Source organism: Streptomyces sp. NPDC001816 (genome assembly GCF_042892235.1).
Classification (GTDB): Bacteria; Actinomycetota; Actinomycetes; order Streptomycetales; family Streptomycetaceae; genus Streptomyces.
This window is the reverse complement of record NZ_JBIATY010000004.1, coordinates 100599-112070: the sequence shown is the minus strand read 5'-3', so window position 1 is coordinate 112070 and position 11472 is coordinate 100599. Positions and strand designations below refer to the sequence as shown.

At 71.9% G+C, this 11472-nt stretch carries 10 protein-coding genes and 1 pseudogene; 9 read left to right on the top strand and 2 right to left on the bottom strand.

The window, feature by feature from the left end; translation table 11 throughout:
* The first annotated feature begins 147 nt into the window (after positions 1-147).
* From ACFYZZ_RS16035 to ACFYZZ_RS16025, 3 genes and pseudogenes are all read left to right on the top strand, one after another.
* Positions 148-864 (top strand): HNH endonuclease family protein, encoded by a 717-nt coding sequence (locus ACFYZZ_RS16035; RefSeq protein WP_389175943.1) that lies wholly within the window; start codon positions 148-150, stop codon positions 862-864.
* 64 nt (positions 865-928) lie between these two features.
* A pseudogene (locus tag ACFYZZ_RS16030) lies at positions 929-1210 on the top strand (hypothetical protein); the annotation flags it as partial.
* A 69-nt stretch (positions 1211-1279) separates the two neighbouring features.
* Positions 1280-2023, top strand: a complete 744-nt coding sequence (locus tag ACFYZZ_RS16025) for an N-acetyltransferase (RefSeq protein WP_389175941.1) — start codon at positions 1280-1282, stop codon at positions 2021-2023.
* 101 nt (positions 2024-2124) lie between these two features.
* On the opposite strand, the gene ACFYZZ_RS16020 is transcribed toward ACFYZZ_RS16025, so the two are convergent.
* Together ACFYZZ_RS16020 and ACFYZZ_RS16015 are read right to left on the bottom strand one after the other, a co-directional pair.
* Positions 2125-2841 (bottom strand): hypothetical protein, encoded by a 717-nt coding sequence (locus ACFYZZ_RS16020; RefSeq protein ID WP_389175939.1) that lies wholly within the window; start codon positions 2839-2841, stop codon positions 2125-2127.
* Positions 2842-2991: 150 nt separating this feature from the next.
* The gene (locus tag ACFYZZ_RS16015) at positions 2992-3684 is read right to left on the bottom strand and encodes a hypothetical protein (protein WP_389175937.1); all 693 of its coding nucleotides are present in this window, start codon (positions 3682-3684) and stop codon (positions 2992-2994) included.
* A gap of 192 nt (positions 3685-3876) precedes the next feature.
* On the opposite strand from ACFYZZ_RS16015, the gene ACFYZZ_RS16010 reads away from it, so the two are divergent.
* From ACFYZZ_RS16010 to ACFYZZ_RS15985, 6 genes are all read left to right on the top strand, one after another.
* Complete coding sequence (locus tag ACFYZZ_RS16010; protein WP_389175935.1) at positions 3877-6177, top strand: N-6 DNA methylase; 2301 nt, start codon at positions 3877-3879, stop codon at positions 6175-6177.
* Between the two features lie 151 nt (positions 6178-6328).
* A complete protein-coding gene (locus tag ACFYZZ_RS16005; RefSeq protein WP_389175934.1) occupies positions 6329-6982 on the top strand; it encodes a hypothetical protein in 654 nt (217 codons plus the stop codon).
* Between the two features lie 38 nt (positions 6983-7020).
* Positions 7021-8514, top strand: a complete 1494-nt coding sequence (locus ACFYZZ_RS16000) for a protein kinase (RefSeq protein WP_386573852.1) — start codon at positions 7021-7023, stop codon at positions 8512-8514.
* A gap of 124 nt (positions 8515-8638) precedes the next feature.
* Entirely contained in the window at positions 8639-9463 is an 825-nt protein-coding gene (locus ACFYZZ_RS15995; protein WP_389175932.1) for a glycoside hydrolase domain-containing protein, read from the top strand.
* A gap of 143 nt (positions 9464-9606) precedes the next feature.
* A complete protein-coding gene (locus ACFYZZ_RS15990; protein ID WP_389175931.1) occupies positions 9607-10254 on the top strand; it encodes a SurA N-terminal domain-containing protein in 648 nt (215 codons plus the stop codon).
* A 143-nt stretch (positions 10255-10397) separates the two neighbouring features.
* Positions 10398-11414: a nucleoside triphosphate pyrophosphohydrolase gene (locus ACFYZZ_RS15985; protein ID WP_389175929.1), complete on the top strand. Its 1017-nt coding sequence runs from the start codon at positions 10398-10400 to the stop codon at positions 11412-11414.
* Positions 11415-11472: the final 58 nt, after the last annotated feature.

The window sequence follows — 11472 nt, the reverse complement described above, 5'->3', positions numbered from 1 at the left end:
GCGGCACATGCCCCCGCACCACCACCGATTGCACGGAATCTCCCCGCCGGCCCCCATCGGAGGGACGTCGTACGGCGGTTACGGTGGTAGGCGGAACGATCCGCCCCGTATGTGAGGGCGGACCAGGGCGAGCCAGGGGGGACGCGCGTGAGGCGTCTGAGGGGCGGGGCGGTCACCGCTGCGGTCGTGATGGTCGCCGTGGCCGGCTGCAAGGCCGAACACGGCAAGGGGGCCTCCGGGCCCGACCGGACGGGAGGCGGGGGCGCCGCCCTCGCGGCCGCCGAGTCGCTGCCTGCCAAGGGCCGCGCCCCGAAGACCGGTTACTCCCGGGACCGGTTCGGCTCCGCCTGGGCCGACACCGACTCCAACTCCTGCGACACCCGCGACGACATACTCAAGCGCGACCTGAAGGACGTGAAGTTCACCAGCGGCACCTGCAAGGTCACCTACGGCCTCCTGGAGCCCGACCCCTACTCCGGCAAGGACATCACCTACCGGCGCGGCCGTAGCCAGGTCGACATCGACCACGTCGTCGCCCTCTCGGACGCCTGGCAGAAGGGCGCCAAGTACTGGGACCCCAGCAAGCGCATAGCCCTGGCCAACGACCCCCTCAACCTGCTCGCGGTCGACGCGAGCACCAACCGCGGCAAGGGCGACGGCGACACCGCCACCTGGGTGCCGCCCAACCAGGCCTACCGCTGCACCTACGTGGCCGCCCAGGTGGCCGTCAAGAAGAAGTACGGCCTGTGGGTCACCGCCGCCGAGAAGGCCGCGATGAAGAAGATCCTCACCACCTGCCCGAACCAGAACCTCCCCACGGGCGGCAATCCGACCAAGGCCCCGGACCGGTTCCGGGCACGTTGAGCCGGGCCTGCCTACGGCCGGAATCCGGGTGCACCGGTGACGGCCGGGCAGGCACCATGGCGGCGCCCGGCCCGCCGGCACCGAATGCCCGAACCTGAGCGTATGGCTGGCACCCGGCATAGTGGCGATCTTCCGCTTCTACTCGGACGACGAGACCGACTTCGACGTGGATCTGCGGGAGTTGCAGGGCCAGGAGCGACTCGATGTCCTGTGCGGATTCCTGCGGTCGATCGGCCGGCGACTGGACAAGCCGGTGCTGATGGATCCGGAGGGTGATCACGGGTATCCGGTGCTCGGGTACGACCCGAACGCCGACCGGGTCCTCTTGCTCGCCGGCTCCGACTGAACGACCGTGCCTCGGCGACCGGCTGAATTCGCTGTCCCGGCCGGGCGCGTACCGCTTACGGTGGCCGGCATGGACGTACAGGTAAGCACCCTCGCCGAACGGCCCGACCGGCTGCAGGCGGTGCTCGGGATGGCCGACACATGGCCGGAGTTCGTGACCAACGACCCCGTGGGCAGCGCTCACTACGGCCGCATCCCCACCGAACTGCCGCAGTACGCGCTGTTCGCCGAGGACGAGCGGGGCGAGGTCGTCGCCCACGCCTTCAGCGTGCCCTTCTCCCTCGCCGCCGAGGGCCGGGGCACCCTGCCCGCCCGGGGCTGGGACGAGATCCTGCTGTGGGCCTTCGCCGACCTGCGCCACGGCACCCGCCCGGACACGGTCAGCGCGATCTCCGTCGTCATCGCCCCGCACGCCCAGGGCCACGGTCTGTCCGCCGTCATGCTCTCGGCGATGCGGGACAACGCCCGCGCCCACGGCTTTTGCGAGGTCGTCGCCCCCGTGCGCCCGAGCGCCAAGCACCGCGAACCGCACACCCCGATCACCGAGTACGCCCACCGGGTCCGCCCCGACGGCCTGCCGGAGGACCCGTGGCTGCGCGTGCACGCCCGGGCCGGCGCCACCATCGACTCGATCGCCCCGGCCTCCATGACCGTGGGCGCCTCGCTGGAGGAGTGGCGCCGCTGGACCGGGCTGCCCTTCGACGCCCCGGGGGACGTCGAGGTGCCCGGCGCGCTGGTCCCGGTCCGCTGCGAACCGGAGCGGGGGTACGCCGTCTACGTCGAACCCAACGTATGGATGCGGCATCCGCTCTGACCCGTGCTCGGCGTGCCCCGTGCGCGGCCTGACCTGTGCTCGGCGTGCCCCGTGCGCGGCCTGACTCGTGCGAGGCGTGGCTCGGCCTTCGGTCCGGGTGATCAGGACTTGGCGGCCGCGTCCTTCAGGGAGCCGACGACGTGCCCCACGAGCTTGGTGGCGTTGGCGGCGCCGTTGTCGCCGCCGGCCGTGGACATCACGGTGACCACGGAGCTGCCCACGCGGGCGGCCACCAGGGTGGTGCCGTTCTCCCAGCGAGGGCTGGTGAGCGTGATGGTGTAGGCCTCGTCGCCGAGTCCGGAGGATTCGCGGCCGGAGAGCTTCACCTTGGCGTGCGCGTCCGTGTCCGTGAACGTGGCGCACGCGGTGGCGGCGTTCTGCACCTCCTTCATCACCGTCGTCGCGGTGGTGCCCTGGAACGCGTCGATCTCCTGGACCATCTCTTCGGTCTGGTCCTTGTTCGCGTAGTCGTTCTGCGCGAACGACACGCCCCCCTTGAAGCCGGTCACGTCGATCCAGGAGGTGTTCAGGAACTTGGAGCAGTCCGGCTTCGCTGTGTTCCGGCTGCTCGGGGCGAGGAACTCGCTCCCGCTGTCGGCGGCGCCGTCCGTGACGGCGGTGAGGTGGGACGGGAAGACCGATGCCGGAGCCAGAGCCTTCTTCAACTGGGTGCCCGTCATCAGACCGGCGTTGGGGTTCTTGGCCTTCGTCGCCTTGGCCGGCGTGGTGGTGTCGGAGGAACCGGTGGAGCAGGCGGCCAGGGCCAGCGGGAGCGCGGCGACGGCGAGGACCTTGACGAAACGGGACGGAAGACGCATGGAATTTCCTTGGGGGAGTCGGTACTTGGTGTGCGGTGGTAGGTGTGAGGCAGTGGGGGGAAGCGGCACCGGAGGCGGGGGCTCGGGTGCCGGAACGCGGGACGTGAGTGCAACGTCCCGCGCCGACCGGGGGCGGGAGCGCCTGCTGGGTCAGGCCGTCTTCTTCCAGTCGCCGCAGCCGGTCGTCTTGAAGTAGGCGTCCTTGGAGCTGATGGTGACGACGGCCGTGCCGGTGACGTTGTTGTTGGCCAGCACCGAGTCCGTGTCGCCCGCGGCGTCCTTGGTGCGCTCCCAGTAGCAGGAGTCGTCCTTGTTCCCGGAGGACTTGTAGGTGCCCGGCGCGATGTCCGTGCCGACCTTGAACATGCCGCCGTCGCCGTCCATCGAGGAGGCGGGCGCGCCCTTTGCCTTCGGGTTCACGGCCTCCCAGTCCTTGCAGTCGGTCGACTTGAACAGCTTGTCGCCGGCCTTGACGGTCACGTAACTCGTGCCGGTGACGTTGTCGTTGGCCAGAATCGAGTCCGTGTCGCCCGAGGCGTCCTTGGCGCGCTCCCAGTAGCACATGCCGTCGGTGTTGCCGGTGGTGCGGTAGGTGCCGGGCTTGATGTCGGAGCCGACCTGGTAGTCGCCGTTCCCGCCGAAGGCCGCCTTCTTCTCGGCCGCCTCGGCGCCCCCCGAGTCCTTCTTGCCTCCGGGCTGGTGCGTGGCGGACGCCGAAGAGTCCTTGCTGGCGGAGCCGGTGTCCTTGCCGTCGCTGCCGTCGCTGCCGGCGTTCGCGGACACGACACCGATGACGACGACCCCCACGACGGCGCCCAGCGCGATCTTGCCCTTCATCCCCATGATGGGACCCCCTCCCCTGGCGTGGCGACCGCCCCCTCCGGCTGGTCGCTCGTTCGCTGGGTCAATAAGACCAGAGCCTGTGAACCGAGTCAACACGATTCATATCATCATTTGTGTACACGCGCGTGAATGCAGGGATCTTGTGTACGCCGGTATGCTCGGCGCACACACGGGACGAGGGGAGTGGGGCCGGTGCAGGACAACGCGACAGAGGTGACCGCGGCCGGTATCGCCCGGCTCGCCGGGGTGGGCCGTGCCGCCGTCAGCAACTGGCGCCGTCGGCACGCCGACTTCCCCAAGCCGGTCGGCGGCACCGAGACCAGCCCGTCCTTCGGGTTGGCCGAGGTGGAGGCCTGGCTGCGCAAGCAGGGCAAGCTCGCCGAGGTCCCGCTGCGGGAACGGGTCTGGCAGCAGCTCGCCGGCCATCCCGAGGGGCCGGTCACCGCCCTGGTGCACGCGGGCTGCGCCCTGCTGCTCATCCATGAGCGACCCACTGTCTGGCTCGACGTGAGCGCTGGTTCCGACGAGCGGCTGGCCGCGATGCTGCCCGGAGCGCTGGACCAGGTGCTCGCCCCGCGCTTCGGCGCCGCGCACGGCCGCGGTGTTCACACCGACCGGGCCGCCGGCGCCTCATCGACTGTGAACAGTCCGCTTCCTGTGAACACAGGTACGGCTGCTCACGGCGAGGCCGGCTTCCCGGCTCCGAGCGCCGTGAACACCCCACCCGCTGTGAACACCCCACCCGCTGTGAACACCCCGCCCGCCGTGCTTACCCCGTCCACCACGAACACCCCGCAGGGCACCCACATCCCACCCGCCGCCCACAGCACACCGGCCACCCACACCTCACCGGCCACCCACACCGCACCCGCCCTCCACACCCCGACCGGCCCCCAACTCCTCCCCTCCGCCCCCCTCCTGCGCGGCGCCGCCGAGCTGGCCGCCGAGATGGGCGCGCGGCAGACCTTCGAGTTCCTGCTGGGCCGGCATCTGGACGCAAACCCGCGCCAGTACACGCTCACCCCGGCCGAACTCGCCCGCCTCATGGCCGACCTCGCCGGTCCCGCCCGCACCGTCCTCGACCCGGCCTGCGGCACCGGCGCCCTGCTGCGCGCCGTGGACGCCCGCCCCGACCAGGAGCTGTACGCCCAGGACAGCGCGCCCGACCTCGCCGCCCTGACCGCGCTGCGGCTCGCGCTGGGCGCCCGGGCCACCGTGCGCGGCGCCGTCGGCGACACCCTGCGCGGCGACGCCTACCCGCAGTTGCGCGCCGACGCCGTCCTGTGCCATCCGCCGTTCAACGAGCGCAACTGGGGCCACGACGAACTCGCCTACGACCCCCGCTGGGAGTACGGCTTCCCCGCGCGCACCGAGTCCGAGCTGGCCTGGGTGCAGCACGCGCTGGCCCGGCTGGCCGACGGCGGCACCGCCGTCCTGTTGATGCCGCCGGCCGCCGCGTCCCGCCGTTCCGGGCGCCGGATCCGCGCCGACCTGCTGCGCCGGGGCGCGCTGCGCGCCGTGGTCGCGCTGCCGGTCGGGGCGGCGCCGCCGTACAACATCCCACTCCATGTATGGGTGTTGCGGCGGCCGGACCGGATGCCCGCGGCGCCCGAGGTGCTGCTCGCCGACACCGGGCGGTTCGCGGGCGAGGCGCGGGGCGGGCCGGACTGGCAGGCGGTCCGGGACGCCGTCCTGGACGCCTGGCGGACCTTCGAGCGCGCGGGCCGCCTGGAGGAGCGGCCGGGGCTGGCGCGTTCCGTGCCGGTCATCGAGCTGCTCGACGACGACGTGGACCTCGCCCCCGCCCGCCATCTGCCGCCCCCGGCCGTGGCCGACGGCGTGGAGCAGCTCGCGGCGGTACGCGAGCGCCTCGGCGAGACCCTGCGGCTGACCGCCGACCTCACCCCGCCCCCCGCCGATCCGGTGTCGCCCGCGCGGTGGCCGCTCACCACCGTCGGCGAACTCGCGCGCGGGGGTGCGCTGGTGCTGCGCACCGGTGGAAACGGCGGCCGCGCGCGCGTGCCCGTTCTCACCGACCATGACGTGCTCGCCGGAACGGCACCCTCCGGGACGCTCCCGGAGAGCGACGAGGAGGCCGTGCTGACCGAGCCGGGCGACGTCGTCGTACCGGTGCTCGGGGGTGGTTCGGTGGCGCGCGTGATCGACGAGGCGACGGGGGGCGCCGCCCTGGGGCGCAGTCTCGTGCTGCTGCGCCCCGATCCCACGGCGCTCGACCCCTGGTTCCTCGCCGGCTTCCTGCGCGGTACGGCCAACCACCGCCAGGCCAGCAGCTACGCGTCCACGGCCACCCGCCTGGACGTGCGCCGCCTGCAGCTGCCCCGGCTCCCGCTCGACGAACAACGGCGCTACGGCGCGCGTTTCCGCGCACTCGACGAGTTCGAACGCACGCTGCGCCACGCGAGCCGGCTCGGCGAGCAGCTCGTGCGCGGGATGTACGACGGACTCACGGACGGTACCGTCGCGCCGGATTGACCGCGATGCCCGGACAACGGTTCGGTACAACACAGGCCGGTTGTCCGCGCCGGGCCATATGCTCGAAGCGACCATCGCACGAGTGGTGTCGTCCGCCCGGCCGAGCGCATCGGGCGGGCTCGTACACCCATGTCAGGCATCAGGAGCAGTCATGCAAGGCCACGGCTACGCACGGCCGGTGAAGCAGCCGCCCCACACCGGGTGGCTGGTCTTCATGCGGGTGCTGTTCGTGGCGATCGGGATCTTCAGCCTCGGCTTCCTGACCTGGGCGATGCTGCTGCGGCTGGCCGCCGTCACGCGCAAGTCGCTGGACTGGGGCCTGTTCGTGGCGGTGCTGGCGGCCGACTTCCTCGCCATCGTGCTGCTGGGCAGCGAGCCCGGCGAGGAGGTCCACACCTCGGGCGGCTACCTGGGGATGTTCCTGATCCTCGGCGTCCTGCCAGTCGTGCTCGTGTACTACCTGGTGGCGGACGTCCGGCACTTCCAGAAGCTCCAGAAGGCGTACGAGGCGAGCCGGGCGCTGTCCGGGTACGGCTATCCGCAGCCTGCGTCGCCGTTCTCGGCGACGATCGGGGCGCAGACCCCGGCGCCCGCGCCGTCCCCGCTCGCCACGCCCCCGATGGCGCACACGCCCGTCCCGCGGCCCCCGTTGACGACTCCGCCGCCCCAGCGTCCGGCGCCCGCCCGGATCGAGCAGGTGCGTGCCGAACTGGACGAGCTGAGCGACTACCTGCGCAAGCACGACGGCCACCAGGACGGCCGTGACGAGGGCAGGCAGGACGCCGGCCACGAGGGCGGACGGTGACCGTGGCGACAGGACGTGTCGTCGCCGGCCGGTACGAACTGTCCACGCTCATCGGGCAGGGCGGCATGGGCCAGGTCTGGACGGCGTACGACCAGCGGCTCGACCGGCGCGTGGCGGTGAAGCTGCTGCGCCCCGACAAGGTGGCCGGGCAGGAGGCGGACGAGCTGCGCCGCCGCTTCGTGCGCGAGTGCCGGGTCACCGCGCAGGTGGACCACCCGGGCCTGGTCACCGTGCACGACGCGGGCAGCGAGGGCGAGGAGCTGTTCCTCGTCATGCAGTACGTCGACGGCGCCGACCTCTCCGACCACCTCGCCGAGCACGACCCGTACCCGTGGCAGTGGGCGGTCGCGGTGGCCGCGCAGCTGTGCGCCGTGCTGAGCGCCGTGCACGCCGTACCGATCGTGCACCGCGACCTCAAGCCGCGGAACGTGATGGTGAAGCAGGACGGCACGGTCACGGTGCTCGACCTGGGCGTGGCCTCGGTCATGGACACCGACACCACCCGCCTCACCCACACCGGCTCGCCGATCGGCTCACCCGCCTACATGGCGCCCGAGCAGGCGATGGGCGGCGCGGTCGGCCCGTACACCGACCTGTACGCGCTCGGTGTGCTGATGCACGAACTGCTCAGCGGAGACGTGCCGTTCGCCGGATCCACGGCGCTCGGCGTGCTGCACCGGCACCTGTACGAGCCCCCGCTGCCCGTGCGCCGTATCCGACCCGAGGTCCCCGAGGCGCTCGAAGCGCTGGTCCTGCGCCTGCTCGCCAAGGACCCGCAGCACCGGCCGGCCTCCGCACAGGAGGTGTACGAGCACCTGGCGCTGCTCCTGCCCGCGCGCGGGATGCCCACCGGGGCGCCTCTGGACCCCACGCGCCCGTTCCTGCGCCCGCACGCCCCGTGGCCGGACCGCGCGCGGACGCCCGCGCCCCAGCCCGCCCCCGTGACACCGGTGCCGAACACGGCCGAGAAGCCCGACGTCGCCGCCGCCGTCGACGAGGTCAAGCGGCTCCTCGGGGAGGGCCGCATCACCCAGGCCGTCGACATACTCGGCGCGATCCTGCCCACCGCGGCCGAACAGCACGGCGAGCACTCCCCGGTCGTGCGCACCCTGCGCAAGCAGTACGCGGCCACCCTCATGGACGACGGCCAGTACCGGCGCGCCCTGCCCGAACTGCGCCGTCTCGGCGACGAGCGCGCCGCCGAGGCCGGCCAGGCCGACCCGCAGTCCCTGCGCTTCCGCTACGAGGCCGCCCAGTGCCTGGAGCAGCTCGGCGAACCGGCGGCGGCGCTCGCCGAGTACCGCGCGCTGCTGCCGTACTACGAGAACCAGTACGTCTCCGGCGACCCGCAGCTCGCCCACGACGTGCGGCGCCGCATCGGCCACCTGCTGCTCGCGCTCGGCGACCGCCCGGCCGCCCACGACACGCTCGCGCGGCTGCTGATGGATGTCGAACGCTTCCAGGGCCCGGGACACCCGCTGGCCGCGGAGATCCGCCGCACCCTGCAGTGGCTGGGACAGGTGCGCGGCTAGATTTTGCCGTTCCCCGGGGGATTCTTGTGATCTTCGGGAGACTGCGTTTCCCGAAGGCAGGGGCGGCGCCGTATAGGTTGCGCTTCGTTTTTCGCCAGGCACGTACGAGCAGGGGTGGGGTTTCATGGCCGGCCATCGGCAGTCGAAGAAGCGCAGGTACGTCACGTGGGCGGCGGTCGGAGCGGCGGTCGTCGCCGGTGCCGGCATCGCCGCCCAGACCTCCATGGCCGCCACCACCTGGCCCGCGCAGAAGACGTTCACCGGCCGCGCCTTCGACACCTGCACCGCGCCCTCCGAAGCCACGATGAAGGCCTGGCACACCGGCTTCTACGGCGCCGCCGCCGTCTACGTCGGCGGCAAGAACCGCGGCTGCAGCCAGCCCAACCTCACGTCCAAGTGGGTCACGGACGTCACCGCCATGGGCTGGAAGCTCATCCCCCTCTACGTCGGCGCCCAGCCGTCCTGCGGGTCCGGCGGCTCCGAGAAGATCAGCGCCGCCACCGCCGCGTCCGTCGGCAGGTCCGAGGCGGACGACGCGGTGGCCAAGGCCTCGGCGCTCGGCATCAAGGCCGGCAGCCCGATCTACCTGGACATGGAGGCGTACGACACCACGAACACGTCGTGCAACACCGCCGTGCTGACGTACGTCCGCGCCTTCGACAAGGAACTGCACGCCAAGACGTACCGCACCGGCTACTACGGCTTCACCAGTTCCAGCGCCAAGGCGATCGCCACCGCCACCGACAGGACGGACCTGCCGGGCAACCTCTGGTACGCGCTGTGGGACAAGCAGAACACCACCACAGCGGACTGGCCGTGGGGCTCCACCCAGTTCACGAACCACAGCCGCGCCCATCAGTACATGGTCAACAGCAAGGAGACGCACGGCGGCGTCACGCTCACCGTCGACCGTGACGCGTGGGACGCGCCGGTGGCCATCACCGGCTGACGAGGGGACCGCCGGTGCGCGCGGCGGTGCCTGAAGTCGTGGTGAATCGTTGGTCGAATGGGTTGGCCAGAGCTGGACCTCTGCCTACCATCGATCACCGCAAGACTTTGTGCACCGTCGCACAATCTCCTCAGGAGGTTCCCTTGCACCGCCGCCGTCGCACCGCGCTCGTCCTCTCCGCCGCGATCGCCGCCGCGGCCCCCCTCCTCGCCGCCTGCGGAAACGATGTGCACCCCGGTGCGGCGGCCGTCGTGGGAGGGCAGCGGATCACCGTCGCCCAGCTGGAGAACCGGGTCAACGAGGTACGCAAGGCGCAGCGGGCCGCGGTGCCGGACGAGACCCAGTACCAGCAGGTCCTCTCCTCCACCAGCAGTCTCACCCGCGACACCCTGCACAACATGGTCCTCGACCGGGTGCTGCACCGCGCCGCGCAGGACGCGGGGATCGCGGTCACCCGCAACGACGTCGTGCAGATGCGCACCGGCCTGGAGCAGCAGGCCGGCGGCGCCAAGGGGCTGGAGACGGCCTGGCTGCAGAAGTACGGCATCGCGCCCGAGCGCCTCGACGACAACCTCCGCCTTCAGCTCGAGGCACAGAAGCTCGCCGCGAAGCTCGGCACCGACCCCTCGCAGCCCGCTTTCTGGAAGGCCCTGTCCAACGCCTCCGAGGAACTCCACGTCGACCTCAACCCGCGCTACGGCTCCTGGGACGTGCAGAAGAGCAGCCGGGTCGACGCCAAGACGCCGTGGGTGCGGGAGGTCACGGCGGGAGAGCAGCAGCAGCCGGCGTAGCGGGCGGTTTCCCGGTTTCTGGGGGGTGCCGTAACGGTACGGCAGGCTGCCTGTGGACGACCGTCGGTCATACGATCACACGACACCCCTGTCCCTGTGGACAGCCGATCCCGTCCCTCTTCACCGTGGGTTAGGTTCGGATCGTGAACGCAACCAGCCCCGAAGCCGCCCCCGGCCGCATCGTCCTGCTCACCACCAGCCACCGTGTCGCGCCCGGCCTGCTGTCCTGGCCCGCCTGGCAGGCGCTGCGCACCGCCGACGCGGTGCTGTGCGCGGACGGTGCGCACCCGCAGCTGCCGTATCTGCGGGAGGCCGGGATATCCGTGGCGGATGCGTCCCCCACCGCCCAGGAGCTGGTCGACGCCTGCGCCGGCGGGCGGACGGTGGTGGTCGTGGCCACCGGTGAGGGAGAGCCCGCCCTCACCGACGGCCTGGCCCGCCTGGCCGGCTCCGGCCGGGTGCGGATGCCGGAGCTGGAGCTGCTGCCCGCCTCCTACGACCTGCCCGGCGCCCGCCTCCTCGACCTCGTCCAGGTCATGGACCGCATCCGCGCCGAATGCCCCTGGTCGTCCCGGCAGACGCACAAGGGCCTGGCGAAGTACGGCATCGAGGAGGCGTACGAACTGGTCGAGGCGATCGAGGCCGGCGACCGCGAGGAACTGCGGGAGGAGCTGGGCGACGTCCTGCTCCAGGTCGTCTTCCACTCCCGCATCGCCGAGGAGGACCCGGACGCGCCGTTCTCGATCGACGACGTGGCCGGCGGCATCGTCGCCAAGCTGATCCACCGCCACCCGCACGTCTTCGGCGACGAGAAGGCCGAGACCCCGGAGGACGTCAAGGAGCACTGGCTGCGCACCAAGGCCGTGGAGAAGCGGCGCACCTCGGTCACCGAGGGCGTCCCCCTCGGCCAGCCCGGCCTCGCCCTCACCGCCAAACTCGCCTCCCGCGCCCACACGGCAGGCCTGGACGTCCCCCTGCCGCAGGGGGAGGGCATCGGCTACGAACTGCTGGCCATGGCGGTACGGGCCGAGGCGCAGGGCGTGGACCCGGAGGCGGCGCTGCGGGCGGCGGCGCGGGTGTACCGGGACGCGATCAAGGAGACGGAAGACCGGGGGAAGAGGGACGCGGAGGACGGAGGCGAAGGACTGGCGGTGAGCTGACTGCTTACAGGGCGTCAGAGCCCGCACACCTCAGTACCGTTGACCTGAACGTGGTGGT